This window comes from Pseudomonas sp. Irchel 3H9, from assembly GCF_900187495.1.
GTDB classification, from domain to species: domain Bacteria; phylum Pseudomonadota; class Gammaproteobacteria; order Pseudomonadales; family Pseudomonadaceae; genus Aquipseudomonas; species Aquipseudomonas sivasensis.
Genome location: NZ_FYDK01000007.1, coordinates 58,059 through 82,776 on the forward strand (window position 1 = coordinate 58,059; position 24,718 = coordinate 82,776).

Consider the following 24,718-nt stretch of genomic DNA (forward strand, 5'->3'; position numbering starts at 1 on the left):
TTATCGCCCTCCCAAGGAGCAACCATCATGAAACGCCAAGTACTCGCTACCGTCCTGTTGTCCATCATGGCTTCCAGCGCCTTTGCCCTGCCAGCCGCCGAACAAGTGACCCCACAAGTCAAAGCCGACGCCGTGCACGCCAGCCAAACTCTGGCCCGCAGCGGTTCGCAAGAAGAAGATAGCCGTGACTACGCCAAAGGCGCTGTTGCAGAAAACGGTTCGGATCAGATCAGCAAACGCGCTCACGCCGAAGGCCTGACCGAAAACGGTCGCGATCGCCTGCAAGAGAAAGGTCTGGTTGAAGACGGTGCCGATCAAATCAGCAAGCGCGCTTACACTGAAGGTGTTGCCGAAGACGGTTCTGATCGCCTGAAAGAACAAAACCAAGCACAGAGCTAACCCTGTGGTAGCCCAGAAAAAAGCCCGATCACCCGACCGGGCTTTTTGACTTTTTGTAGAACCTGTCACGCAACGCGCCCCCGCCAAGTTCGACGCCAACAGAGCTGTTTTGCTAGAGTGCGTCGCTGTACTTGCCGACAAAGCCCCCCGCCCATGCTGCCCCGCGCCGAACAGAAGCAACAGACCCGCCTTGCCTTGATGGACGCTGCCCGCCATCTGATGGAGTGTGGCCGTGGGTTTGGCAGCCTGAGCCTGCGTGAAGTAGCCAAGACGGCCGGCATCGTTCCCACTGGTTTCTATCGCCATTTTGCCGATATGGATCAACTTGGACTTGTCTTGGTGAGTGAGGTCGGCCAGACCTTTCGCGCTACCATCCGCCTGGTGCGCCACAACGAATTCGTGATGGGCGGCATTATCGACGCCTCGGTGCGGATCTTTCTCGATGTGGTCTCAGCCAACCGTTCGCAATTCTTGTTCCTGGCCCGCGAGCAATACGGTGGCTGCCTGGCCGTGCGCCAAGCCATCAGCGCCCTGCGCGAAGACATCACCCGCGACCTTGCGGCCGACCTGACGCAGATGCCCAAGTTGCAGCACCTGGACCCCGATGGCCTGCACGTGATGGCCGACCTTATCGTCAAAAGCGTGTTTGCCACCCTGCCCGATATCATCGACCCGCCGGCTCATGCTTTGCCGGCTCACCTCACGCCCCAGGCGAAAATCACCCAGCAACTGCGCTTTATCTTCATCGGCCTCAAGCACTGGCAGGGCCTGGGCAGTACCGAGTAAACCGGTCACCCGGCCGAATGGAAACGCTTGGCGGTGGTGTAGTTTTTGCTCCAATAGCGATTGCTCAGTGAATCGATACGCACCGTCTTACCGGTTCGGGGTGAGTGAATGAATTTGCCCTCGCCTATATAGAGGCCGACATGGCTGACCTGACCGCGCCCATTACCTTTGAAAAACACGGCATCCCCAGGTTTCAGCGCATGACGCTTGATCGTCATCGCATCTGAACGGTGCATTGCCGCCGTGGTGCGGGGTATACGGATATTGGCCTGGGTCTTGAACAGATAAACCAGAAAGCTACTGCAGTCGAACCCCTGCTCTACCGTGCTCCCTCCCCACTTATAGGGTGTGCCCAGCAACTCATGGGCGCGGTCGATCACATCGTTGATGGACGGTTTGGACGGCAAGGCCTGTAGGGCTTGCAGGGGATTGCTGGCCGCGATCGGAGCCACCGCACGCTTTTGGACATTGGCCGAGGATGAGGGCGTAACCAGATAAAGACTGAACACGAATAAACACAAAATTGATCGAAACATGATGGAACCCGTCGTGAATGTTTAGCACGCGGCGAATCCTAAAGATCCTGCGCGTAAGCCGACGAACTCCAAATCCTCAATTCTCGTAGGACTAATCCGAAAACACCCAGAAACGAAAAGGACGAAAGGAACTTCATACACGCCGCATCGCCCTCGACGCCAAAACGCCCCTCTTTGGCGCTATAAACGCGGCAACGCACCAATTTGAAACACTCCCACCAAGCACTAACGCCCTATTCGGTAGCACTCCCCCGCGTACCGACAGAGATTTCCTACATCAACCCGTGATTGGCAAGCCACTTGCTCTAGCTGTTTCATCGCTCATAGCTGGAAGCTTCCTGATGCTGGTGATCCACCGCCGAATCGCCCCCCAAACCCTCTGGGCCGCTGAGTTGCTGCTCACTTTCGAAGCGCGCAGCAAGAGCCGCCTGCGCTGTTTCAGTACTGACGGCGAAGACGTTGGCCTGTTCCTGGAGCGCGGCCAGCCGCCGTTGCACGATGGCGAATGCCTACAGGCTGAAGACGGACGTGTGGTACGTGTATGCGCACGGCCTGAACAACTGCTGCACGTCACGTGCGCCAATGCCTTTGAACTGACACGTGCTGCCTATCACCTCGGCAACCGCCATGTGGCGTTGCAGGTTGGGGATGGCTGGCTGCGCCTGCTCGACGACTACGTGCTCAAGGCCATGCTTGAACAGCTGGGCGCCACCACGCAGACCCTCGAAGCGCCATTCCAGCCGGAGCACGGCGCCTATGGCGGCGGCCATCATCATTCGCGCCATGGCGATGAAGACTTCAACTATCCGCCCAAGCTGCACCAGTTCGGCGTGCGTTTATGAACCCAGCCTGGGCGTTGCTGCGTCTGGCCAGTCCGCAATTGCCGATTGGCGGCTACAGCTATTCCCAAGGGCTGGAAATGGCCGTGGAGAACGGCCGCGTGAAGGATGCGGCCAGCGCCCGCCGTTGGATCAGCGACCAGTTGCTGCTGAACCTGGCACGTTTCGAAGCACCGTTGCTGCTCGCCCATTGCCGCGCCGCTGCCGCAGAGGATTGGCCGACACTCTCGCAACTGTGCGAAGAGCACCAAGCCAGCCGCGAGACACGCGAGCTGTATCAAGAGAGCCGCCAGATGGGCTACTCCCTGCAACAACTGCTCAACGGTTTGCCGGAACTGGACAGCCAGGCCCGCACCTTTCTTGAGCAACGCAGCGAACCTCATCTGGCTCTGGGCTGGGCCCTGGCCGCACGCGCCTGGACCATCAACCCCGACGACGCACTCGCCGCCTGGCTGTGGAGCTGGTTGGAAAACCAATTGGCGGTGCTGATGAAAACCCTGCCCTTGGGCCAACAAGCCGCCCAGCGCCTGACCAGTGAACTGCTGCCGCTGCTGCAACAAGCCCAGCAGGACGCGGGCCGCGTCGAACCCCACCATTTCGGCAGCGCAGCGTTCGGCCTGTCACTGGCGTGCATGGCCCACGAGCGCCAGTACAGCCGCCTGTTCCGTTCCTAGGAGCTCTTTATTTTGGAGAAGCAAATGAACACACAACCCCTGCGCGTCGGCATCGGCGGCCCGGTCGGCTCCGGCAAAACCGCCCTGACCCTTGCCCTGTGCCTCGCGCTGCGCGACCGCTACAACCTGGCAGTGGTCACCAACGACATCTACACCCGCGAGGACGCCGACTTCCTGGTACGTAACGAGGCCCTGGCGCCCGAACGCATCATCGGCGTGGAAACCGGCGGCTGCCCGCATACGGCCATCCGAGAAGACGCCTCGATCAACCTGGAAGCGGTGGACCAACTCAACCGTCGCTTCCCCGGCCTGGACCTGATCCTGGTGGAGTCCGGCGGCGATAACCTGTCGGCCACGTTCAGCCCGGAGTTGTCAGACCTGACCATCTACGTGATCGATGTCTCCGCTGGCGACAAACTGCCGCGCAAAGGCGGCCCAGGTATCTGCAAGTCAGACCTGCTGGTGATCAACAAGATCGACTTGGCGCCCTTGGTCGGCGCCTCGCTGGAGCTGATGAACAGCGACACCCAGCGCATGCGCAACGGCAAACCCTTTGTGTTCAGTAACCAGAAAACCGGCGTCGGCCTGGACGAGATCGTCGCTTTTATCGAGCGCCAGGGCCTGCTGACCACTGCCGCCTGATCAACCCATAAGGAACCTGTTTATGAGCCTCAACAAACTCTTCGCCGCCGCCGCTCTGCTGCTCGCCCCAGCTTTGGCTTTCGCTCACCCCGGCCACGGCGACAATGGCCTGATGGCCGGTATCAGCCACCCACTGGGCGGCCTTGATCACCTGCTGGCCATGGTTGCAGTCGGCCTGTGGGCAGCCCAGCAAAAAGGCGCCGCCCGTTGGGCCCTGCCGTGCACCTTCGTCGGCACCATGTTGATCGGCGGCGTGCTGGGTTTTGAAGGGCTGGCATTACCCGCGCTGGAAAGCGGGATTGCCGCGTCGGTGCTGGCGCTGGGCCTGGCAGTGGCGCTGGCGGTGCGTCCACCACTGTTCATGGCTGTGGGCGCTACGGCGTTGTTTGCGCTGTTCCACGGGGTGGCGCATGGCCTGGAGCTGCCGGACATGTCCAGCCCTTGGACGTATGCGGCCGGTTTTGTCGGGGCAACTGCTGCGTTGCACGCTGCCGGCTATGCCGTGGTGCGGTTTCTGCCTGCGGCGGCGGCCCCGTTGGTGCGGGTTGCCGGTGCTGCTTCAGCGGCGACCGGGGTTTGGTTGCTCGCGGGCTGATTTGCGGGGCTATTGAGGGCCTCATCGCCCCCCTCCACATTTTGATGCGTGAACACCTTCAAAGGTGGGAGGGGGCTTGCCCCCGATAGCGCTGGCACAGACACCACAGAACGCAAGCCTGCTACCATGCGCGCCTACACCCCTGCCGTGACGACGCCAGCCAATGCCCATCGCTTCCCAGCCCACGTTGAATTCTGTGCTCACCCACTTCCATACCCTGATCGTGCCGCTCTGGCAGGGCCCAGGCTGGAATGCCGAGTTGGCGTTGCCCTATGAGGCGCTGGATGCCGATCATCGGCCTTTGCCGCCGCAACGCTACCGCGCCATGGCCTGCGCTCGACAGCTGTACCTGTTCGCCAGCCTGATCGGCGAGCCCGGTGCTGCCTTTGCCGAAGAACGCGCCGCCGCGTTGTTCCGTTCCCTACAACGGCACTTCCACGACGCCGAATACGGCGGCTGGTTCTACAGCGTCGACCCCGCCGGGCAACCGCTGGACAAGCGCAAAGACCTCTACACCCACGCCTTCATCATCTTCGCCTGCGCCCATTACTGGGCCAAAGTGCGCGAGCCGCTGGTGGAATCGGTACTCAATGCCGCCCTTGAAGTGGTCGCCGAGCGTTTCGCCACGGGCGATGGCCTGTATGAAGCGGTACTTGAACGTAACTGGTCTTCCCTCAAGTCCGGCCCCCTGCAAAATCCCTTGATGCACCTGGCCGAGGGCTTCCTCGCCACCCTCGCCGTGCGTGAAGACGCCGACGTACAAGCGGCCCTGCTGGGCTTGGCGACGGCCATGCAGCAGCGCTTCATCGACCGCCAGCATGGGGTAATGATGGAAAAACCGCTGGGTGCTGTGGATAACTGGTTTGAGCCAGGGCATCAATTCGAGTGGTTCTTTTTACTGGAGTCGTCGCCCGCCTTACGCGGCACGCCGTTGCATGCCTCACTGACCCGGGCGTTTACCTACGCCGAGCAAAAGGGTGTGGATCCGTTAAGCGGCGCGGTCAGCGGCATGCTTGCCCTCGATGGCAGCGTGCGTGACGCCACGCAGCGTATCTGGGCCCAGGCCGAATACCTGCGGGCACTGACCTTGCGGCCCGACAGCGAAGCGGTGCTGCAACGCCAATTGCTGGCGCTGCAACAGCATTTCCTGCATGAGAAAGGCTGGCATGAATGCCTGGATGCCAACGGCGCGGTGAGTCGACGGGATATGCCGTCGACCACGCCTTATCATCTGGCGACCTGCTATCAGGGCCTCACGCAATCCATTTACGGTCGCCCGTAAAACTGATCGTTAACCAGCGCGCCGCATCCGGCGTGCCGAGCCCTGTGGATATCTCTTCGCGCAACCTATCCAGGGTGGCGACGTTATCCACCGGGTAATCCGCCGGCAGCACCACGTGAATCTCGATAAACCGCGCCCGCCCGTGCTTTTGCACGTAGGACACGTAGTCGTCGAAACCATGCCTGGCGCGGACCGCATCCATGACTTCGCGAACCTTGTCGTCTAGGTGGTCGGGGGCAATCCCCAGCACCTCGCGTAACGCTGGGCGCAGGATCTTGAAGGCCGGCGCCAGCATGCTCAGGGCCAGCAAGATCAGGATCAAGGGGTCGACATACACCGCCCACTCGCCATAGCCCTGGGACTTGAGCAACAGCGCGGCCAGAAAGCTGATCAGCAAGCCCACCGACAGCATCGCGTCCACCAGCCAACTGATGTTATCGAACTGGATCAACGACGATTTGAGCGCGCGATTGCGATAGCGCACATAGAAGAAGTAGGCGAACTCAACGACGGTGAACACCGCCGCGTAGATGATCACCAGGCCCAACTCGATCTCGCGCCCGCCATTGATCATGCCGAACACACCGTTGAGGAATGCATAGATGGCGATCAACAGCAGAAAGCTGCCTTCGATCAGCAGCACCAACGGCTCCAGGTGCCAGTAGCCGAACTGGAAGCGCGCGTTGCTTTTCTTGGCGATCAACTTGGCCGTGATCAGCATCAACACCTTGATGGCGGTGGCGATCAGCGAGAAAAAGCCGTCGAACAGAATAGATTGGGCGCCGGATATCACACCCGTGACAATGCCGGCGATCGCTACCGCGAACATCAGAATCGTCGATTGTTTGAGCAGTGCCTGCTCACCTCGGTTACTCACATTTCCTCCCGTCAAAACCTTTGAACCGCACGATGCGGTGGGGTCTTCAGGAGTGGAGTGTACCTTATGGCGTGTTTTGGCCGATTTGACGCCATCGGGAGTAAACCCCCTCCCACATGGTATTGGGTTCCCACGTTCCGACTTGTGAACACAGTCAAGTGTGAGAGGGGCTTGCTCCCGATGGCAGCGACGCGGTTTAAAGCCTTACTTACCGCCCCGCTCAATCGCAAACCCGGCCCAGGTCTGGCTCACCGGCATCAGCTCCAGGCGGTTGATGTTGACGTGCGCCGGCGTGTTCATCACCCAGAAGATGGTGTCGGCAATGTCCTGCGGCTGGATCGGCTCAGCGCCGGCATAGGTCGCGTCATAACGCGCCTGATCACCGCCGAAGCGCACCAGCGAGAATTCACTCTCACACAGGCCTGGCTCGATGTTCGTCACGCGCACGCCGGTGCCTTGCAGATCGCAACGCAAGTTCAGGGAGAACTGCTTCACAAACGCCTTGGAGCCGCCGTACACGTGGCTGCCAGGGTACGGGTAGTTACCGGCGATGGAGCCGAGGTTGATGATGCCGGCGCCACGGCCGTGGGCGATCAAGCGCGGCAGCAGCAGGTTGGTGGTGGTCAGCACGCCCTTGATGTTGGTATCGACCATGGTCTCCCAATCGTCGAGGCTGCACTTGGGCGCAGGATCAGTGCCCACGGCCAAGCCCGCGTTGTTGATCAGGCCACGCAGTTTGGCGAACGACGGCGGCAGACTGGCGATGGCGTCTTCCATGCCCTTGCGGTCACGCACGTCCACGACCAGGCCGTGCACTTCGGTCTGCTTGGAAAGCTCTTCAACCAAGGCATTCAAACGCTCGGCGCGGCGGCCAGTGAGCACCAGTTTCCAACCGGCTTCAGCAAAACGACGGGCGCAGGCTTCGCCAAAACCTGAAGTTGCGCCAGTAATAAACAGCGTGTCGGACATGGTGTTCTCCTTGCGGGCATCGGGAAAAAAACAGCCAGCAGAATGCCCTTACACCGCCGTCGCGGCAACCGCTAAGCACACCCTTTCATATAAAGCCGATCACTTTTTGATCAAATCAAGCAAAGCCTTATGAACCGTGGCCTGCAGCCATATGCGCGCAGGTTATCCACAGCTGCGCCCACAGTCTTTGGGGGCAAGTACAAAATACCGAAAGCCTCTGTGTACAAGGCCTGCAGGCGGTTTTAGAAAGTTTTTTGCTTGACCTTGGCGAGGTCGTATGTAGGCCCATCGACAGAGTGGAAATCCGGACGATGGCTCCAGGCCAGTCATTCCGGCCTCTGCGGAGGTCTTTCCAGAGTTTAATCACAGACTTATCCACAGGCTGAAGAGTCATATTTCGGTCATATACCTGTGTCTTTAAACAGGTTGACAAACCCCTTGGCCGGTCGCCAAAAAGCCGCTGATCAAAAAACAACCACCACGCTGTAAGCCACGGTTTTAAAGGCGTTCAGGCAGGTACTCCCACGTTACCCACAGCCGGTTCCACAGTGGATGGGGACAAGTCAAAAGCGTGACAAAACAGGTATTTGCGGCGGCTATATGTCGCGCTTTGGAGGGGGGCTGGATTTGTTTTCCACAATTTGGGATCGGCCTTATGAACACCGCAAAACAAATGTGGGAGCGGGCTTGCTCGCGAAAGCGGTGGGTCAGTTCCAGTCTACTGACTGATACACCGCATTCGCGAGCAAGCCCGCTCCCACAGGGGGTTTGCGTCAGGCTTTAGATCAGTGGCCGCCGAGGTAGGCGTTGCGCACTTCCTCGTTCACCAGCAGCTCCTTGCCGGTGCCTGTGAGGCGAATCTCACCGTTGACCATCACATACGCCCGGTCCGACAAGCGCAGTGCGTGGTTAGCGTTCTGCTCCACCAGGAAGATGGTCATCCCGGTGGCTGCCAGCTCGCGCAGGGTGGAAAAGATCTGCTTCACCACAATCGGCGCCAACCCCAGGCTCGGCTCATCCAACAGCAACAGCTTGGGCCGGCTCATCAGCGCGCGTGCGATGGCAAGCATTTGCTGCTCACCACCGGACATGGTCATGGCGCGCTGGTTGCGCCGTTCCTTGAGGCGGGGGAACAGCTCGAACATGCGCTGCATGTCTTCCTGAGCATATTTGTCGCCAATGGGGATAGTGCCCATCAGCAGGTTTTCCTCGACAGTCATGTCGGGGAACACCCGCCGCCCTTCAGGCGACTGCGCGATGCCGTTGGAGGCGATGTAGTGGGACGACTTGTGGGTAATGTCGACACCGTTGTAGATGATCTGCCCCGACTCAGCCCGTGGCTGGCCGAAGATCGACATCAGCAGCGTGGACTTACCCGCGCCGTTGGAGCCGATCAGGCTGACGGTTTCGCCTTCGTTGATGTGCAGCGAGACTTTCTTCAGGGCCTGGATCGGACCGTAGAACACGTCCAGGTCCTTCATTTCGAGGATAGGTGCACTCATACCAGCTCCTCTTCGTCTGCGCCCAGGTAGGCGGCAATCACTTTAGGGTCGTTGCGGATCGCTTCCGGCCCGCCCTCGGCGATCACGTTGCCGTGGTCCAGCACCACGATGTGGTCGGAAATACTCATCACCATGCCCATGTCGTGTTCGATCAGCACCACTGTGAGGTCGTGTTCGTCGCGCAGCAGGCGAATCATCGCGCTGAGGGCTTCGGTTTCCTGGGGGTTGAGGCCCGCAGCGGGCTCGTCCAGGCAGATGATCTGCGGCCGGGTGCACATGGCGCGGGCGATTTCCAGGCGGCGCTGTTGGCCATAGGAAAGCTCACCGGCCAGGCGGTTGGCGCAGTCCACCAGGTCCACCACTTCCAGCCAGTAGAACGCGTGGTCGAGCGCATCGCTTTCGGCCTTGCGGTAGCCCTTGGTGTTAAGGATGCCTGCGAGCATGTTGCGGTTGACCCACATGTGCTGGGCCACCAGCAGGTTTTCCAACACCGACATTTCCTTGAACAGGCGAATGTTCTGGAAGGTCCGCGCCAGACCGGCACGGTTGACTAGGTGGGTGCCGCCGAACATTTTGTAGTACACGCGGCTGAGGAAGCTTTTCGGCGACACAAAGTCGACGGCCTTGAAGCGCTCGCCCAGCAGTTGGATCACGTTGGTCTGTTTGCCACGAATGTTCAGTTCGATCTTGCCGCCACTGGCTTTGTAAAACCCGGTGAGGCAGTTGAATACCGTGGTTTTGCCAGCGCCGTTAGGGCCGATCAGGGCGAAGATCGAGTTGCGTTCGACCTTGAGGCTCACATCGCTCAAAGCCTTGATGCCACCGAAGTGCATCATCAGGTGTTCCACGGAGAGGACGACTTCCTTGCTCATGGCGCCACTCCTTTACGTGGGGTCACACCGGTACGGCTGATGCGGATCAAGCCGCGTGGTCGCCAGATCATCATCACCACCATCAACACACCAAACAGCAGCACGCGGTATTCGCTGAAGCTGCGCAGCAATTCAGGCGCCACGGTCAACACGAAGGCCGCGATGACCACGCCGACCGTCGAGCCCATGCCGCCCAAGACCACGATGGCCAGGATCAGCGCCGACTCGAAGAAGGTGAACGACGACGGGTTGACGAAGCCCTGGTAGCTGGCAAAGAACACCCCGGCCAAACCCGCAGTAGATGCGCCGATGGTGAATGCCGAAAGCTTGACCAGCACGTGGTTCAGGCCCATGGAACGGCAAGCGATCTCATCTTCACGCAAGGCTTCCCAGGCGCGGCCAACCGGCATGCGGGTCAGGCGGTGCTTGATGTACAGCACGGCCAGCACCACCAGGAACAGCACGATGTAGATGAACATGAACTTGATGTTGGGGTTGTAATCGAGGCCGAAAAATTCGTGGAACGGAATCCCACCCTCCTTCGCCTTGCGCCCGAACTCCAGGCCGAGGAAGGTCGGTGAAGGCACCGGCATACCGTTCGGGCCACCGGTGAACGACAACCAGTTGTTGAGCACCAGACGGATGATTTCACCGAAGCCCAGAGTCACGATGGCCAGGTAGTCCCCGTGCATTCGTAATACCGGAAACCCGAGTATGCACCCCGCCAGTGCCGCCGCGATGGCGGCCAGGGGCAGCACGCTCCAGAAGCCCAGGCCGAGGTACTGATAACCCAATGCCAGACCGTAGGCACCGATGGCGTAGAACGCCACGTAACCTAGGTCGAGCAAGCCGGCCAGGCCAACCACGATGTTCAGGCCGAGGCCGAGCAACACGTAGATCAGCCCGAGGATCACCACGGTCAGCAGGTACTTGTTGGCGAAGATCGGGAACACGATGGCGATCACGATCAGTGCCGGAATGATCCAGCGCAGCCGCGACTTGTAGTCCGGTGGCAGTACATGCACGCCGGAGCCACTGCTCTCGAAGCCCTGCAGAATCTTCACGCCCTTGGGGGTTTGCAGGAACAGGCTGAGGGCAAAGCGCCCGGCCATCACGATGGCGACCAAGATGGCCACGCGCGCAGGTTCCAGGTTGAAGCTGTAGCCGTCGAGGACCACGCCGACGATCGGACCGAACACGATCAGCGAAATCAGTCCGGCAAGGATCGTATCGACGACACTTTTCTTGATATCGATAGGTTTGGCAGCAGACATGTTTACACCTTCGCCACAAGTGGGCGACCAAGCAGGCCCTGGGGACGGAAAATCAGAATCACCACCAGCAGGGAGAAACTGAACACGTCTTTGTAGTCAGAGTTGATCAACCCTGAGAACAACGACTCGGAGATACCGAGGATGATCCCGCCCAACATCGCCCCAGGCAGGGAGCCGATGCCGCCGAGTACCGCTGCGGTAAATGCCTTGATGCCGATGATGAAGCCGGCATAGAAGTCGAAGGTGCCGTAATTGAGGGTGATGAGCACACCGGCCAGTGCGGCCATGGCAGCACCGATGACAAACACGTAGGAGATCACGCGGTCGGTGTTGATGCCCAGGATCGAGGCCATCTTGCGGTCTTGCTGGGTCGCGCGGCACATGCGGCCGAGCTTGGTGTACTTGATGATGTAGGTCAGCAATGCCATGCCGGCGAATGCCGCGACCAGGATGAACACTTTGGTGTACGTAAGCTGCACGAAGCCTGTGCCGATATCGACACGCCAGGCCCCGGCCAGCAGGGTTGGGATACCTTGTTGCTTGGCGCCCTGGGCGATCTGCGCGTAGTTCTGCAGGATCAGGGAGATACCGATGGCGCTGATCAGCGGAGCCAGTCGGGTGGAGTTGCGCAGCGGTTTGTAAGCGACACGCTCAATGACCCAGCCGTAAACGCCGGTGACGACCACGGTGAAGATCAGAGTGCCGAGAATGAGCAGCGGGAAGGATTCGATGCCGAAGTAAGCCAGCAGTGCCAGACTGATCGCCGCGAGGTAAGCGGAAATCATATAAACCTCGCCGTGGGCGAAGTTGATCATGCCAATGATGCCATAGACCATTGTGTAGCCGATGGCGATCAGGCCATAGACCGACCCGAGGGTCAGGCCGTTGACCAGTTGCTGCAGGAAAATACCATCCATAACGCAATCTCACGCGGTGAGCACCTGCACACCGGCGGGTGTGCGGCGCTTCTGGAGGAAAAAACAGATCTCGATAACAACACGGGTCCCAATGTGGGAGGGGGCTTGCCCCCGATGCGGTGGGTCAGCTGAACACCTGTTGACTGACACTCCGCGATCGGGAGCAAGCCCCCTCCCACATGGATTACTTCTGCTTTTCCAACTGATGGTATTTGCCGTCTTTATCCCACTGGTAAACCACGTAGTCGGAGATTTTCAGGTCGCCCTTCGAGTCCCAGGTTTTCTCGCCCATCACGGTTTTGACCGGGTGCGCTTTCAGCCATTTGGCCGCGTCTTCGCCCTTGTTGGACTTGGCGCCGTTGAAGCCGGCGGCCAGGGCCTGCAACGAGGCGTAGGCGTACAGGGTGTAGCCTTCTGGCTCGTAGCCGGCCTTGCGGAACTCTTCCACGACAGCCTTGCTGTCAGGCAGCAGGCGCGGGTCGGCACCAAAGGTCATGTAGACGCCATCGACGTATTGCGCGCCGCCAGCGGTGGCCACCAGTTCATCAGTCACCACGCCGTCATCGGACATGAACTTGACGTCTTTCAGGCCAGCTTCACGAATCTGGCGAACCAATGGACCGGCTTCCGGGTGCAGGCCACCGAAGTACACGACGTCGGCGCCCAGGGAGCGGATCTTGGTGACCAGCGCACTGAAGTCCTTCTCGCCACGGGTCAGGCCTTCTTCCAGCACCGGCTTGACGCCGCGCTTGGTCAACTGGGCAGCGGTGGCGTCGGCCAGGCCTTTGCCGTAAGTGTCCTTGTCGTTGATGACCGCGACTTTCTTGCCCTTGAGCACATCGACGATGTAGTCGCCGGCGACGATACCTTGCTGGTCGTCACGGCCGCACATGCGGAACATGGCGCCAAGGCCACGTTCGGTCACTTGTGGGTTGGTAGAGCCTGGGGTGATCGCGATGATGCCCGCTTCGTCGTAAACCTCGGAGGCCGGGATAGTGTTCGACGAGCAGAAGTGCCCGACTACGCCAATCACTTTGTCCTGGTCAGCCAGGCGGTTGGCCACGGCAACGGCCTGTTTCGGCTCACAGGCATCGTCGCCTGCCACCAGCACAACTTTCTCGCCGTTGATGCCACCGGCCTTGTTGATCACCTCGGCTGCCGCCTGGGCACCCTTCATGTACTGCTCACCGAACGAGGCGTTGGCGCCGGTCATCGGCCCCGCTACACCAATCTTCACATCAGCTTGAACAAACGTAGAAACACCCAGCGCCGCTGCAACGGCGAGGGCCAGAAAACCTTTCTTGTAAAACGTCTGGGACATGAGTGGTGCTCCGATATTTTTGATTTTTGGCACTACAACTTGCGTTCAAACTTTTCACTGAAAGCTCAGAGCAAGCCCCGTGCCATTACGTTTTTATTCTTCAAAAAGACACGGTGTCATTGTTATTACAGGCGTTTCGACGCCGCTTGCCAGGACGTGCAACCCTCTAGCCTCGACAGGTGCAACCAGCCACTTAAAAAAGTACAACCGTGACGGGTCGCACCTGCAACCGAATGGATAAACACCCCGCTCCACACCTGTAACAGCGTGCGTAACGGAACTGCACATTTACAGTGCGTGATTGCTACGACCTGCACCAATACAGATTAGTAGCCTGCTAAGAAAATGCAGGCTTCTGAGCGGTATTTCGCTGATCAGATCACGATCCTCAAGCATTGCCCGGCGTGATACAGCGAGAATCCCGCCTCGTACAGGCAACTGCGCAGACCCACTCCGGCCAACGGTTGCATGGGCGCGAAGGGAATCGGCAGCGCTTGGGGATCCTGGTGACACAAGTAGTCGGCGAACGCCTTGCCGACCACACTGCCGGTGGTCACGCCGCGTCCGTTATAGCCCGTGACAGCGACCAGTCCAGGGGCCGGTTCGAACAGGCGCATCAAGTGATCGGGGGTGAACGCGATGCAGCCGGTCCAGGTGAATTCCCACTGCACCGATTTGAGGTACGGGAAGTAGTGTTGCTGCACCCGATCGGCCCACGCCTTTAAGAACCACGCCGGTTTCTGGTTGCCATTGCCCAGACTGCCGAGCAGTAAACGACCATCGGCATCGCGGCGAATACTGCTCAATACCTGACGCGTGTCCCACGATCCCTGGCCGCCAGGGAGAATCTGCTGGGCGGCTTCGTCGGTGAGCGGGGCCGACGCGACCTGGTAGTAATAACCGGGGAAAAAGTTACGCCGCAGCTCGGTCCATTCGCCTTCGGTGTAAGCATTGGAGGCAATGACCACTTGTGCAGCCTGCACTGCCCCGTGCTGGGTCTGAACCGACCAAAGTGCACCTTGGCGCTCCAATTGGGTGACCGGTGAATGGTCAAACAACTGCCCGCCGAGCCCGACCGCAGCATTGGCCAGCCCAGAGGTGTAGGCCATGGGATTCAAGGTGCCCGCACGCCGATCCAGCAAGGCGGCGGCAATTTTTTTAGTGCCGGTGGCTTGCTCGCAGGCCTGACCGGTGAGCAACTCAACCGGCGCGCCACGGCGCTTCCATTGTTCTTCACGACTGCGCAAATCCGCCTCGCCACGGGCGTTGTGCGCCATGTGCAAGGTGCCCTCGCGGCGCAGTTGGCAATCGATGTTGTATTTGTCGATGAGGCTGAACACCAGAGACGGTGCCGCGCCCAACATGCGGTTGAGCTGGCTGCCCACCGCTTCGCCGAAACCGGCTTCGATGTCGTCCGGGGGGATCCATAAACCGGCGTTCACCAGCCCAACATTGCGCCCCGAACCGCCGTGGCCAGTGCGATGAGCCTCCAGCACGGCGACGCTTTTACCCTGTTCCAGCAAGTGAATGGCGGCCGACAATCCGGTGATGCCGGCGCCGATCACGCACACATCCACCTTGACCTCGCCCTTGAGCGCGGCACGATCCGGCCGGCCAGGGGTGAGGTGTTCCCACAAACACGTTTCGCGTAATGCCATTGCCAGACTCCGGTGAGACCCAACAAACATCTATTCCGAACTGTAAATGAGGTCACATGTGGGAGGGGGCTTGCTCCCGATGGCGGTGTATCAGACAACACTTCAAACCTGATTCACCGCCATCGGGAGCAAGCCCCCTCCCACACTGACCTCACTCCGACTTGAGGAAATCAGTCGAAGGTGATGCCCTGGGCCAGCGGCAGTTCCAGCGAGTAGTTCACGGTATTGGTCTGGCGGCGCATATACCCGCGCCACGCATCCGAACCCGACTCACGACCGCCGCCGGTCTCTTTTTCACCGCCAAACGCGCCGCCAATTTCTGCGCCGCTTGGGCCGATATTGACGTTGGCAATGCCGCAGTCACTGCCGACTGCCGACATGAACTGCTCGGCTTCACGCACGTCAGTGGTGAAGATGCACGAGGACAGACCTTGGGGCACCGCGTTGTTCAGGCGCAGGGCTTCGGCGAAGTCGGTGTAGCCGACGACATACAGAATCGGCGCGAAGGTTTCGGTGCACACCACGTCGCTTTGCTCGGGCATCTCCACAATGGCCGGCGATACGTAGTAGGCGTTGGGGAATGTGTCTTCCAACTGGCGCTTGCCGCCGAACACTTTGCCGCCTTCGCTCAGCGCTTGCTCCAGTGCGTCCTGCATATTGTCGAAACCGTGCTTGTCGATCAGCGGGCCGATCAGGTTGCCTTCCAGCGGGTGGCCGATGCGCACTTTGGAATAGGCGGCCTTGAGGCGGGTGACGATTTCTTCCTTGACCGATTCATGGGCAATCAGGCGGCGCAGGGTGGTGCAACGCTGGCCGGCGGTGCCGACGGCGCTAAACAGAATGGCGCGCACGGCCATGTCCAGGTCGGCGCTTGGGCCGAGGATCATCGCGTTGTTGCCGCCCAGTTCCAGGATGCTGCGGGCGAAACGTGCGGCGACTTTCGGCGCCACTTCGCGGCCCATGCGCGTGCTGCCGGTGGCGCTGATCAACGCCACACGCGGGTCATCCACCAGCGCGGCGCCTGCATCGCGACCACCGATGATCACTTGGCTCAGATACTCAGGGGCGCCGTCGAATTTCTTCAGCACGCGCTCGAACAGCGCCTGGCAAGCCAGGGCCGTGAGCGGGGTCTTTTCCGAGGGTTTCCAGATCACGGCGTTGCCGCACACCAGGGCCAGGGCGGTGTTCCATGCCCACACGGCGACCGGGAAGTTGAAGGCGCTGATGACACCGACCACGCCCAGCGGGTGCCAGGTTTCACGCATGTGATGGCCTGGGCGCTCGGAAGCGATGGTCAAGCCGTACAACTGACGCGACAGACCGACCGCGAAATCGCAGATGTCGATCATTTCCTGCACTTCACCCAAGCCTTCCTGGGTGATCTTGCCCGCTTCCCAGGACACCAGCTCGCCCAGGTCGGCCTTGTATTCGCGCAGCACGTCGCCGAATTGGCGCACCAGCTCACCGCGACGCGGCGCTGGAACTTTGCGCCAGGCGTCGAATGCATGCTCGGCGCGACTGACCTGTTGCTCCACCTCGGCGGCACCTTCCCAATGCACACTGCCGATTTGGCTGCCATCAATCGGCGAATGCACGGGCTGTTTGCCCGCCTGGTACAGCGACGGGTTCACCCCGAGACGATCAAGCAATGCGGCAACCATGGGTCACTCCTTCAAACTGCAAACAGAAAATTCGCGCCGCGGCGCGCACGGCAATCCAGACCTTATTTGTAGCTGGCTCAAGACTTGCCAACAAACGACGATTAGGCGAGATATCATTCCGTTTATTCATGCAAAGCATAAAAAGAGGCACGCCGTGCTGAACAAAAGACATTTGCCCTCGATCACCGCCCTGCAGTGTTTCGAAGCAGCCACCCGCCACCTGAGCTTCACCCGCGCCGCCGAGGAGTTGAACCTCACGCAAAGCGCGGTCAGCAAACAGGTGGCGCAGTTGGAAGAGCTGCTGCAACACCTGCTGTTTCGCCGCGTGCGTCGCCGCTTGCAGATGACCCCGGCGGGCGACCTGTACCTGGTGGAAGTGCGCAAGATCCTCACGCAAGTGGAGATGTCCACCCACTACCTGCGCTCCTACGGCGGCGAGACCGAAGTGCTGCGCGTGTCCACGCCTTACACCTTCGGCGCGCGCTGGCTGGTGCCGCGCCTCAAGGGTTGGCGGTTGCGCCATCCGCAGATCCACCTGGACCTGTGCAACGAGCAGGAGCCGGACGAACTGCTGCAAGGCAAGGCCGACATGGCCTTCTACTTCGGCCAGGGCTCGCGCCCCGGCACCGAGAGCCTGAAGCTGTTCAGCGAAGAACTGGTGCCGGTGTGTGCACCGGAAAGTCTGCCCGCGAAGCCCTTCAACGACCCCACGCAACTGAGCGAACTGGTGCTGCTGCAAAACGCCTCACGCCCCCAGGGCTGGCATGACTGGTTCGCCGATCAGGGTTATCACACCGAGCACAGCTACCACGGGCCGCGTTTCGACACCTTTTATATGTGCATTCGAGCGGCGCAGGTAGGCTGCGGTGTAGCGCTGCTGCCGCGGTTTCTGGTGGAAGAAGAACTAGCCGACGGCAAGTTGGTGATCCCCTGGCAGCACGCGATGCCGAGCCAGGATGCGTATTACCTGGCTTATCCCGAGCATTCGGCGGAAGTGCCCAAGGTGCGCGAGTTTGTGAAGTGGATGATGGAGCAGGTTCTTTAGTGCCTGGAATACCGCCATCGGGGCAATCCCCCTCCCACATTTGAAACACATTCCAAGTGTGGGAGGAGGCTTGCCCCCGATGACGCCAGTGGCCTCACTGAAAAAATCACTGGCAAAACCCCACAGGTCTATGCGCCACTAGCCCCCTTCCTTAATTGTGCGTAAAGGCCGGCGCCCATCGCCGACCCGTCTGGAGATTCCCGTTATGAGCGAGAGTGTGTTTGCCGATCGCATCGTGCAGAACCTGCTCGACACCGACTTCTACAAGCTGACCATGATGCAGGCGGTGCTGCACAACTACCCCAACGTGGAAGTTGAATGGGAATTCCGTTGCCGTAACAGCGAGGACCTGCGCCCGTACCTGGCGGAGATTCGCTACCAGATCGAACGCCTCGCCGAGCTGAGCCTGAGCCCGGACCAACTGGGCTTCCTGGAACGCATCAGCTTTATGAAGCCGGACTTCCTGCGCTTCCTCGGGCTATTCCGCTTCAACCTGCGTTATGTGCAGACCGGCATCGAGAACGGCGAGTTGTTTATCCGCCTGCGCGGGCCGTGGCTGCATGTGATTCTGTTTGAAGTGCCGATGCTGGCCATCGTCAGCGAAGTGCGTAACCGCTACCGCTACCAGACCGTGATCCTCGAACAGGCCCGCGAGCAGTTGTACCGCAAGTTCGATTGGCTGACGGCGAATGCCAGCAGCGAGGAACTGTCGGAGCTGCAAGTGGCCGACTTCGGCACGCGCCGACGCTTTTCGTACCGGGTGCAGGAAGAAGTGGTCAATGTGCTCAAGCATGACTTCCCCGGGCGCTTTGTCGGCACCAGCAATGTGCACCTGGCCCGCGAGCTGGACATGAAGCCCCTGGGTACCATGGCCCACGAATGGATCATGGCCCACCAGCAACTCGGCCCCCGCCTGATCGACAGTCAGATCGCCGCCCTCGATTGCTGGGTCCGCGAATACCGTGGCCTGCTGGGCATCGCCCTGACCGATTGCATCACCACCGACGCGTTCCTCGGCGACTTCGACTTGTACTTCGCCAAGCTGTTCGACGGCCTGCGCCACGATTCTGGGGACCCGGTGCAGTGGGCGGAAAAAGCCATCGCTCACTACCACAAGCTGGGTATCGAGCCGATGAGCAAAACCCTGGTGTTCTCCGACAGCCTGTCGCTGCCCAAGGCCTTGGAGATTTTCCGTGCGCTGCGCGGTCGCATTAATGTGAGCTTCGGCATCGGCACCAACCTGACCTGCGATATTCCAGGGGTGGAACCGATGAGCATCGTGCTTAAAATGACCGCCTGCAACGGCCAGCCCGTCGCCAAAATCTCCGATGAAGCGGGCAAGACCCACTGCACCGACCCGAATTTTGTCGCCTATTTGCGTCACGTTTTCAAAGTACCTGCCATTTCCAGCAAGGAGTGAATCATGCAAGCCGTACAGCGCGAGATTGCTGAACAGCTCAAGGTGCAAGCGCCGTTCAACGACCAAGCCGCCCTTGAGGCCGAGGTTGCCCGACGCGTGACCTTTATCCAGGACTGCCTGCGCAATTCCGGACTCAAAACGTTGGTGCTGGGCATCAGCGGCGGTGTCGATTCCCTGACCGCCGGCCTGTTGGCCCAGCGCGCGATGCAAGAACTGCGCGCCAGCACCGGTGACGAGGCGTACCGCTTTATTGCCGTGCGCCTGCCCTACGAAACCCAGTTCGACGAAATCGACGCCCAGGCATCGGTGGACTTTATCGAGCCCGACGAGCGCCACACCGTGAACATCGGCCCGGCGGTGAAAGCACTGGCCAGTGAAGTGGCGGCGTTTGAAGGCAAGGCGGCGGTGTCCCGTGACTTCGTGCTTGGCAACACCAAGGCGCGCATGCGAATGGTGGCGCAATACACCATCGCCGGCGCGGCCGGTGGTTTGGTGATCGGCACCGACCATGCGGCGGAAGCGGTGATGGGGTTTTTCACCAAGTTCGGTGACGGTGCATGCGATCTGGCGCCGTTGAGCGGGCTGGTAAAAAACCAGGTACGCGCGATTGCACGGCACTTTGGCGCGCCGGAGTCGTTGGTGGAGAAGGTGCCGACGGCCGACCTTGAAGACCTGTCGCCAGGTAAGCCGGATGAAGCGTCACATGGCGTGACGTATGCCGAGATCGATGCGTTCCTGCACGGTGAACCGGTGCGCGAAGAGGCGTTCAGGATTATCTGCGAGACCTATCGCAAGACTGAGCACAAGCGGGTGATGCCGTTTGCGCCGTGAGGTGAGCCAGATATTTTTGTGTTGATTGGCAGGCCGCTATCGGGAGCAAGCCCCCTCCCACATTTGATCGCATTCTCATGTTGGAACTCGGTCAAGTGTGGGAGGGGGCTTGCTCCCGATAAACGATAACGCGGTCTTATTTGACGACCACAGTGCCTTTCATCATCGAGATGTGGCCTGGGAACGAGCAGAAGAACGCGTAGTCCGTACCAGCAGCCAGCTTGGAAACATCGAAAGTCACCGAATCTTTCTCGCCGGCACCGATCAGCTTGGTGTGGGCGATGATGCGGTCGTCACCCTCTTTCAGGTAGTTCTTGTCGATGCCAGCGGCCATGCCGTCAGTGGCAACCGGTTGCATGTTGGCGGCAGTGGTCAGCACCCAGTTATGGCCCATGACGTTTTTCGGCAAGCTGCCCGAGTGTTCCAGGTTCACGGTGAACGTCTTGCAGCTCTTGTCGATCACGATTTCCTTGGTGTTGAAGGACATCTGATCGGTGGAGTCGACGGTGACATTGCACTCTGCGGCAAACAACTGGCCACTGGCCAAAGTCAGCAGGGAAACAGCAACGAGTTTGGCAAACATGTGAATCTCCAAGGCAGGGTTTATAAAACGCGGATTGCGGTAAGGTTGCCTCAAGCAGGCTTGAATTCTTATGATCTGAATCAACAGATTGTATACAACTTTAGGCTATCAGACTTATCAACACAATCTACCAGCCAAAGTAGCAGTACCTGCCTATGATCGGCCCATCACCCACTGGAGTCCGAACCATGCGCCTCAATCACCTGTTCAATGGCCTGCTGGCCGCGTACGCCTGCGGTAAGTGAAGGCAAAGCGCCCCTTGAAGCTGCTACCATGTCGTCACAAGGCAGCTGCGCGCCGCCACCCTCACCTTCGACCCTAGAGGATCGCCCATGGCCAAACCTAATTACTCCTTCGCCAAACGTCAGAGAGACTTGGCCAAGGAACAGAAGAAAGAGGAAAAACTGCAACGCAAGAAAGCCGCTGTCGATGAAGAAGCGGGCGCACTGAACCCGGACGCGGAAGGTGAAGTGGCAGCAGACGAGACCGAAACCCCGAAAGACCCGGCTGAATAAATTCTGTTGTGGTGAGCAGGCCCCCCCTGTCTCACCACACTCCACCGTTATTCCAGCGGCATCACCGTCACCCGCACCTCCGGGTCATGGTTCCCTCCCCCCAGAATTACCCCACGCAACGGCGACACATCGGAAAAGTCCCTGCCCCAGGCCAAGGTGATGTGCTCCAGTGCCGGCTGCACATTGTTCGTCGGATCAAAATCCACCCAGCCTGACACCGGGCAAAACACTGATACCCACGCGTGGGACGCATCAGCACCGATCAGCCGTGGCTGGCCGGGCGGTGGCTGGGTGAGCAGGTAGCCGCTGATATACCGCGCAGCCAAGCCCCGCGAACGCAGGCAGGCGAGCATCAGGTGGGCGAAGTCCTGACACACGCCACGGCGGCGTTCCAGCACTTCCACCAGCGGTGTGGCGACTTGGGTCGCTTCGGCATCGAAGGTGAATTCACTGAAGATCTTTTCCATCAGCGCCTGCACGCCCAACAACAAGGGTTCGCCAGGGGGAAAACAACTTTCGGAGAACTCGACGAAGGTTTTTTTCAGGTGTACGTAGGGTGATTCAAAGCGATACCGACAGGCTTCGATTCGCTCAGGGGTCATCGGCTGGCTGCTGTAGGTCAGGCTGTCACGGGTCTGATCCCAGGCCGGCGACTGCCGAAAATCCAGTACAGGCCGCGCCAGCACCTCCACGGTCAGCCCAGCGTTGACCAGCAATTCATCGTGAGGCCGTTCGAACGCCAGGCGGGTGATCGGGTTGCCGTATACATCCAGCTCATCGCGGCGCGAGGTCGGCTCCGGGCTGATATCCAGTTGTTGCGATGTGCAGCGCTGCCAGGCACAGGGTCGTGGCCATAAGTGCGCCAACTGCTGGGCCAGGGACACCGGGCTGTCGTAGTGGTAGTGGGTATCGTGGAAAATCTGATAGCGAGCGCTCATTACACCGACACCGTTTGCTGGCTGACATCATCCACATGGGCAAAATGGCGCAACGCGAGGCGATCCGACACTTGCCCGCTTTCATCGGCCACCGCTTGCAGCAGGTCGGCCAGGCCGTCCAACGCAGCACGTACGCTGGACTCGCCAAACAACGGGTTCTCCAGGCAACCCAAGTCGAAACGCGCCAGGCGCTCCACCAAGGGCGCCAGGCCCGTTTCCCGTGGCACACCAAAATCATCATTAAGGCGACGCAAAGTGCGACTGACCAATTTGAGCTGGAACAGCACGGCATGGGGGTTCTGCTCGTCGAGCAGCAACAGGTCGAGCACCGGAATCAACTGCGGCACCGCCAAGTAGCGCGAGCGGTATGTGATGCTGCTGTTGCCCAACTCCAGCAACCACTCCAGCCCCGCCTGATCGAACACCGCGACGCCACGCAGGAACGCCGCCAGGCTGCTGCTTAAGAATTGCAGGCGTTCTATGCGCCGGCCCATCATCAGGAAACGCCAGCCTTCGTCGCGGGTCATGTCGTCCAGGGCAAACCCGGACAGCGCCGCCAAAGACATCACCAGGCGGTTGAGAAAATCCAGCAACTCGCCAAAGTCCGGCGCTTCACTTTCCAGCTCCATGGCTTCGCGTTGCAGCTCCACCAAGGCCTGCCAGTTCTCGCGGGACAACTTGCCACGCACCTGGGACGCCGCCCACTGCAAGCGTTGCAGGTTGGCGCGCAGGCTCGATGGCCAGTCATCGCCGAGCAACGCTGCAAGCAGACGCTCCGGCAGTTCGCCCTCTTCCGGCAGCAGGCGCAGGTTTTCGCCCAGCTCCACCGCCGCCTGCAACGCCAAGGGATCGTCGCCGTCGACATAACGCGCCAGCACGATTCGCAACCAGCGCGCGCTGTCATCGCAGCGCTCGCAGTAACGGCCAAACCAGAACAGGTTTTCCACCACCCGCGACGGCAGATAAGGATCGCGGCGCACCAAGTCATGGGCACCAATCGTGCGCTGGGCACGCCACTGCTCACCACCGGGGGCGCGTTCGCCGAGCACCCAGGTGTCTTTGCTCGCACCGCCGCGTTGCATCGACACCACTTCGGCATCGGCTTCAGCAGCCACACGGGTCAGGCCCCCGGGCAATACGCGATAGCCCTCGTCACTGGCCACGGCGTAAACACGCATACCAATGGCACGGTGCTGCAGGTGGTCATCCACGGTGTGCCACACCGGCGCCTGGGACAGTTGCGCCAGCTCCTGGGCGACGTAGGCGTACGGCCGCGCACGCATGCGTTCGGCCAGGGCCTCGCGTTGCTCGTCGTTCAGATCGCGGCCAAACACCGGGGCGAAACTCTGCGAGGGGAACGCGGGTTTGATCAGTAGCTCCGGCAGTTTTTCCAAGGCTTCGGCGAGCACCGGTGCTTCACCGCACCACCAGGTGGCGATGGACGGCAGGATCAGTTCTTCGCCGAACAAAAACTCGTTGATTTTCGGCAGGAACCCCAGCAACCCGGGCGACTCCAGCACGCCGCTGCCCAAGGCATTGGCCACCAGCACATTGCCCTGGCGCACCGCATCCAACAGGCCCGGCACGCCGAGGGCCGAGTCGGTGCGCAGTTCAAGCGGGTCGCAGAAGTCGTCGTCCAGGCGCCGCATGATCGCGTGCACCCGGCGCAGACCGCTGAGGGTTTTGAGGAACACGGTGCTGTCGCGCACGGTGAGGTCGCCACCTTCCACCAGCGGATAGCCGAGCTGGCGCGCCAGGTAGAGATGTTCGAAGTAGCTTTCGTTGAAGCGGCCTGGGGTGAGCAGCACGATCAGCGGTGTCTGATCATCGCCGGGCGCCTGGCGAACCAGGGTTTCCTGGAGGGTGCGGAAGAAACCGGTGAGGTGCTGCACCTGCAAGTCACGGTACAAGTCCGGGAAGGCGCGAGACACGATGGTGCGATTTTCCAACGCATAACCGGCGCCCGATGGGGCCTGGGTGCGGTCGGCCGTCACCCACCAACGACCATCCGGAGTGCGCGCCAGGTCAACCGCGTACAGATGCAGGAAAGCACCGTCGGGGGGCTGGATACCCTGGCACGGCCACAGGAAATTGTTATGCCCGAACACCAGCTCCGCCGGCAGCAAGCCTTCTTTGATCAAGCGTTGCGGGCCATACAGATCAGCGAGCACGGCATTGAGCAGGCGCGCCCGCTGGGCGATACCGGCCGACAGATGCTGCCATTCATCCGCCGCCAACACATGGGGCAGCAGGTCCAGCTCCCACGGACGATCGGCGCCCTTGGGGTCGGCATAGACGTTGTAGGTCACGCCGTTTTCCTGGATCTGCCGCGTCAGCAGCGCCTGGCGCTGGGCCAACTGCGCGGGGGTGCTGCGTTGCAGGTGATCGAGCAAGCGCCGCCAATGGGCACGCACCGCGCCGCTGTCATCCAGCAGTTCGTGATAAGTGCCCGCAGTTAGCGGGTAACGGTCGAGCAAGTCGGACATGGAACGCTCGGCAGAGGCAAAGGGGCTCAGATTACCCTAACAAACACTGCAAATCCCTCTGTGGTTTCCAGGCTTTGTGGTGAGCGGACTTGCCCC

Annotated in this window: 24 protein-coding genes; 11 read left to right on the plus strand and 13 right to left on the minus strand. The window is 60.3% G+C overall.

All coding sequences use genetic code 11. The annotated features are described in order from the left end of the window. The first annotated feature begins 27 nt into the window (after nucleotides 1-27). Together CKW32_RS22525 and CKW32_RS22530 are read left to right on the plus strand one after the other, a co-directional pair. On the plus strand, nucleotides 28-399 hold the full coding sequence (locus CKW32_RS22525) for a hypothetical protein (RefSeq protein WP_032890553.1): 372 nt from the start codon (nucleotides 28-30) through the stop codon (nucleotides 397-399). A gap of 153 nt (nucleotides 400-552) precedes the next feature. After that, the gene (locus CKW32_RS22530) at nucleotides 553-1,185 is read left to right on the plus strand and encodes a TetR family transcriptional regulator (protein WP_032890551.1); all 633 of its coding nucleotides are present in this window, start codon (nucleotides 553-555) and stop codon (nucleotides 1,183-1,185) included. Nucleotides 1,186-1,190: 5 nt separating this feature from the next. Here the strand turns inward: CKW32_RS22530 and CKW32_RS22535 are convergent, their stop codons facing one another. After that, the gene (locus tag CKW32_RS22535; RefSeq protein ID WP_095186050.1) at nucleotides 1,191-1,721 is read right to left on the minus strand and encodes a C40 family peptidase; all 531 of its coding nucleotides are present in this window, start codon (nucleotides 1,719-1,721) and stop codon (nucleotides 1,191-1,193) included. A gap of 341 nt (nucleotides 1,722-2,062) precedes the next feature. On the opposite strand from CKW32_RS22535, the gene ureE reads away from it, so the two are divergent. From ureE to CKW32_RS22560, 5 genes are all read left to right on the plus strand, one after another. Beyond that, nucleotides 2,063-2,563 (plus strand): urease accessory protein UreE, encoded by a 501-nt coding sequence (gene ureE, locus CKW32_RS22540; RefSeq protein WP_095186051.1) that lies wholly within the window; start codon nucleotides 2,063-2,065, stop codon nucleotides 2,561-2,563. Next, a complete protein-coding gene (locus tag CKW32_RS22545) occupies nucleotides 2,560-3,234 on the plus strand; it encodes an urease accessory protein UreF (RefSeq protein WP_095186052.1) in 675 nt (224 codons plus the stop codon). Before ureE ends, CKW32_RS22545 begins: the two co-directional genes overlap by 4 nt. A gap of 24 nt (nucleotides 3,235-3,258) precedes the next feature. Next, nucleotides 3,259-3,876: an urease accessory protein UreG gene (gene ureG / locus CKW32_RS22550; protein ID WP_032890544.1), complete on the plus strand. Its 618-nt coding sequence runs from the start codon at nucleotides 3,259-3,261 to the stop codon at nucleotides 3,874-3,876. 22 nt (nucleotides 3,877-3,898) lie between these two features. Continuing rightward, nucleotides 3,899-4,471 (plus strand): HupE/UreJ family protein, encoded by a 573-nt coding sequence (locus CKW32_RS22555; RefSeq protein WP_095186053.1) that lies wholly within the window; start codon nucleotides 3,899-3,901, stop codon nucleotides 4,469-4,471. Between the two features lie 163 nt (nucleotides 4,472-4,634). Then, nucleotides 4,635-5,753 carry an AGE family epimerase/isomerase gene (locus CKW32_RS22560; RefSeq protein WP_095186054.1) on the plus strand — a complete coding sequence of 373 codons (1,119 nt, stop codon included), beginning with the start codon at nucleotides 4,635-4,637 and terminating at the stop codon, nucleotides 5,751-5,753. Here CKW32_RS22560 and CKW32_RS22565 read toward each other — a convergent pair. The 9 genes from CKW32_RS22565 to CKW32_RS22605 all read right to left on the minus strand — a co-directional run bounded on the left by CKW32_RS22565 (nucleotide 5,725) and on the right by CKW32_RS22605 (nucleotide 16,804). Beyond that, on the minus strand, nucleotides 5,725-6,630 hold the full coding sequence (locus CKW32_RS22565; protein ID WP_095186055.1) for a cation diffusion facilitator family transporter: 906 nt from the start codon (nucleotides 6,628-6,630) through the stop codon (nucleotides 5,725-5,727). The genes CKW32_RS22560 and CKW32_RS22565 overlap by 29 nt on opposite strands. A gap of 204 nt (nucleotides 6,631-6,834) precedes the next feature. Continuing rightward, nucleotides 6,835-7,599 (minus strand): SDR family oxidoreductase, encoded by a 765-nt coding sequence (locus CKW32_RS22570; protein ID WP_095186056.1) that lies wholly within the window; start codon nucleotides 7,597-7,599, stop codon nucleotides 6,835-6,837. 785 nt (nucleotides 7,600-8,384) lie between these two features. Beyond that, entirely contained in the window at nucleotides 8,385-9,101 is a 717-nt protein-coding gene (locus tag CKW32_RS22575; RefSeq protein WP_032890534.1) for an ABC transporter ATP-binding protein, read from the minus strand. Continuing rightward, complete coding sequence (locus CKW32_RS22580; protein ID WP_027607703.1) at nucleotides 9,098-9,973, minus strand: ABC transporter ATP-binding protein; 876 nt, start codon at nucleotides 9,971-9,973, stop codon at nucleotides 9,098-9,100. The genes CKW32_RS22575 and CKW32_RS22580 overlap by 4 nt, the downstream gene beginning before the upstream one ends. Beyond that, nucleotides 9,970-11,247, minus strand: a complete 1,278-nt coding sequence (livM, locus tag CKW32_RS22585) for a high-affinity branched-chain amino acid ABC transporter permease LivM (RefSeq protein ID WP_032890532.1) — start codon at nucleotides 11,245-11,247, stop codon at nucleotides 9,970-9,972. Before livM ends, CKW32_RS22580 begins: the two co-directional genes overlap by 4 nt. Nucleotides 11,248-11,249: 2 nt before the next feature. After that, complete coding sequence (locus CKW32_RS22590) at nucleotides 11,250-12,164, minus strand: branched-chain amino acid ABC transporter permease (RefSeq protein ID WP_003188099.1); 915 nt, start codon at nucleotides 12,162-12,164, stop codon at nucleotides 11,250-11,252. 184 nt (nucleotides 12,165-12,348) lie between these two features. Next, on the minus strand, nucleotides 12,349-13,485 hold the full coding sequence (locus tag CKW32_RS22595; RefSeq protein ID WP_095186057.1) for a branched-chain amino acid ABC transporter substrate-binding protein: 1,137 nt from the start codon (nucleotides 13,483-13,485) through the stop codon (nucleotides 12,349-12,351). Between the two features lie 374 nt (nucleotides 13,486-13,859). Further along, nucleotides 13,860-15,143 carry an FAD-binding oxidoreductase gene (locus CKW32_RS22600; RefSeq protein WP_095186058.1) on the minus strand — a complete coding sequence of 428 codons (1,284 nt, stop codon included), beginning with the start codon at nucleotides 15,141-15,143 and terminating at the stop codon, nucleotides 13,860-13,862. Nucleotides 15,144-15,313: 170 nt separating this feature from the next. Further along, nucleotides 15,314-16,804, minus strand: a complete 1,491-nt coding sequence (locus CKW32_RS22605) for an aldehyde dehydrogenase family protein (RefSeq protein WP_095186059.1) — start codon at nucleotides 16,802-16,804, stop codon at nucleotides 15,314-15,316. Nucleotides 16,805-16,958: 154 nt separating this feature from the next. Here CKW32_RS22605 and CKW32_RS22610 point away from each other — a divergent pair, with 154 nt between their 5' ends. The 3 genes from CKW32_RS22610 (at nucleotide 16,959) to nadE (ending at nucleotide 20,100) form a co-directional block, all read left to right on the plus strand. After that, nucleotides 16,959-17,849 (plus strand): LysR family transcriptional regulator, encoded by an 891-nt coding sequence (locus CKW32_RS22610; protein ID WP_032890523.1) that lies wholly within the window; start codon nucleotides 16,959-16,961, stop codon nucleotides 17,847-17,849. Between the two features lie 205 nt (nucleotides 17,850-18,054). Next, a complete protein-coding gene (pncB, locus tag CKW32_RS22615; RefSeq protein WP_032890522.1) occupies nucleotides 18,055-19,269 on the plus strand; it encodes a nicotinate phosphoribosyltransferase in 1,215 nt (404 codons plus the stop codon). Nucleotides 19,270-19,272: 3 nt separating this feature from the next. Continuing rightward, a complete protein-coding gene (gene nadE / locus CKW32_RS22620; protein WP_032890520.1) occupies nucleotides 19,273-20,100 on the plus strand; it encodes an ammonia-dependent NAD(+) synthetase in 828 nt (275 codons plus the stop codon). Nucleotides 20,101-20,236: 136 nt separating this feature from the next. Here nadE and azu read toward each other — a convergent pair whose 3' ends face one another. Then, nucleotides 20,237-20,683, minus strand: coding sequence for an azurin (gene azu / locus CKW32_RS22625; RefSeq protein ID WP_032890518.1), 447 nt, complete (start codon nucleotides 20,681-20,683; stop codon nucleotides 20,237-20,239). A 332-nt stretch (nucleotides 20,684-21,015) separates the two neighbouring features. On the opposite strand from azu, the gene CKW32_RS22630 reads away from it, so the two are divergent. Beyond that, nucleotides 21,016-21,198 carry a hypothetical protein gene (locus CKW32_RS22630; RefSeq protein WP_032890516.1) on the plus strand — a complete coding sequence of 61 codons (183 nt, stop codon included), beginning with the start codon at nucleotides 21,016-21,018 and terminating at the stop codon, nucleotides 21,196-21,198. A 47-nt stretch (nucleotides 21,199-21,245) separates the two neighbouring features. Here CKW32_RS22630 and CKW32_RS22635 read toward each other — a convergent pair whose 3' ends face one another. Next, nucleotides 21,246-22,136, minus strand: coding sequence for a transglutaminase family protein (locus CKW32_RS22635; protein WP_032890514.1), 891 nt, complete (start codon nucleotides 22,134-22,136; stop codon nucleotides 21,246-21,248). Continuing rightward, nucleotides 22,136-24,622: a circularly permuted type 2 ATP-grasp protein gene (locus tag CKW32_RS22640; RefSeq protein ID WP_095186060.1), complete on the minus strand. Its 2,487-nt coding sequence runs from the start codon at nucleotides 24,620-24,622 to the stop codon at nucleotides 22,136-22,138. The genes CKW32_RS22635 and CKW32_RS22640 overlap by 1 nt, the downstream gene beginning before the upstream one ends. Between the last annotated feature and the right edge of the window lie 96 nt (nucleotides 24,623-24,718).

Excerpts from the sequence above, each read along its gene's own strand:
- CKW32_RS22525 (WP_032890553.1), top strand. The coding sequence starts at position 28 with ATGAAACGCCAAGTACTCGCTACCGTCCTGTTGTCCATCATGGCTTCC.
- CKW32_RS22530 (WP_032890551.1), top strand. The coding sequence starts at position 553 with ATGCTGCCCCGCGCCGAACAGAAGCAACAGACCCGCCTTGCCTTGATG.
- CKW32_RS22535 (WP_095186050.1), bottom strand. The coding sequence starts at position 1,721 with ATGTTTCGATCAATTTTGTGTTTATTCGTGTTCAGTCTTTATCTGGTT.
- ureE (WP_095186051.1), top strand. The coding sequence starts at position 2,063 with ATGCTGGTGATCCACCGCCGAATCGCCCCCCAAACCCTCTGGGCCGCT.
- CKW32_RS22545 (WP_095186052.1), top strand. The coding sequence starts at position 2,560 with ATGAACCCAGCCTGGGCGTTGCTGCGTCTGGCCAGTCCGCAATTGCCG.
- ureG (WP_032890544.1), top strand. The coding sequence starts at position 3,259 with ATGAACACACAACCCCTGCGCGTCGGCATCGGCGGCCCGGTCGGCTCC.
- CKW32_RS22555 (WP_095186053.1), top strand. The coding sequence starts at position 3,899 with ATGAGCCTCAACAAACTCTTCGCCGCCGCCGCTCTGCTGCTCGCCCCA.
- CKW32_RS22560 (WP_095186054.1), top strand. The coding sequence starts at position 4,635 with ATGCCCATCGCTTCCCAGCCCACGTTGAATTCTGTGCTCACCCACTTC.
- CKW32_RS22570 (WP_095186056.1), bottom strand. The coding sequence starts at position 7,599 with ATGTCCGACACGCTGTTTATTACTGGCGCAACTTCAGGTTTTGGCGAA.
- CKW32_RS22575 (WP_032890534.1), bottom strand. The coding sequence starts at position 9,101 with ATGAGTGCACCTATCCTCGAAATGAAGGACCTGGACGTGTTCTACGGT.
- CKW32_RS22580 (WP_027607703.1), bottom strand. The coding sequence starts at position 9,973 with ATGAGCAAGGAAGTCGTCCTCTCCGTGGAACACCTGATGATGCACTTC.
- livM (WP_032890532.1), bottom strand. The coding sequence starts at position 11,247 with ATGTCTGCTGCCAAACCTATCGATATCAAGAAAAGTGTCGTCGATACG.
- CKW32_RS22590 (WP_003188099.1), bottom strand. The coding sequence starts at position 12,164 with ATGGATGGTATTTTCCTGCAGCAACTGGTCAACGGCCTGACCCTCGGG.
- CKW32_RS22595 (WP_095186057.1), bottom strand. The coding sequence starts at position 13,485 with ATGTCCCAGACGTTTTACAAGAAAGGTTTTCTGGCCCTCGCCGTTGCA.
- CKW32_RS22600 (WP_095186058.1), bottom strand. The coding sequence starts at position 15,143 with ATGGCATTACGCGAAACGTGTTTGTGGGAACACCTCACCCCTGGCCGG.
- CKW32_RS22605 (WP_095186059.1), bottom strand. The coding sequence starts at position 16,804 with ATGGTTGCCGCATTGCTTGATCGTCTCGGGGTGAACCCGTCGCTGTAC.
- pncB (WP_032890522.1), top strand. The coding sequence starts at position 18,055 with ATGAGCGAGAGTGTGTTTGCCGATCGCATCGTGCAGAACCTGCTCGAC.
- nadE (WP_032890520.1), top strand. The coding sequence starts at position 19,273 with ATGCAAGCCGTACAGCGCGAGATTGCTGAACAGCTCAAGGTGCAAGCG.
- azu (WP_032890518.1), bottom strand. The coding sequence starts at position 20,683 with ATGTTTGCCAAACTCGTTGCTGTTTCCCTGCTGACTTTGGCCAGTGGC.
- CKW32_RS22630 (WP_032890516.1), top strand. The coding sequence starts at position 21,016 with ATGGCCAAACCTAATTACTCCTTCGCCAAACGTCAGAGAGACTTGGCC.
- CKW32_RS22635 (WP_032890514.1), bottom strand. The coding sequence starts at position 22,136 with ATGAGCGCTCGCTATCAGATTTTCCACGATACCCACTACCACTACGAC.
- CKW32_RS22640 (WP_095186060.1), bottom strand. The coding sequence starts at position 24,622 with ATGTCCGACTTGCTCGACCGTTACCCGCTAACTGCGGGCACTTATCAC.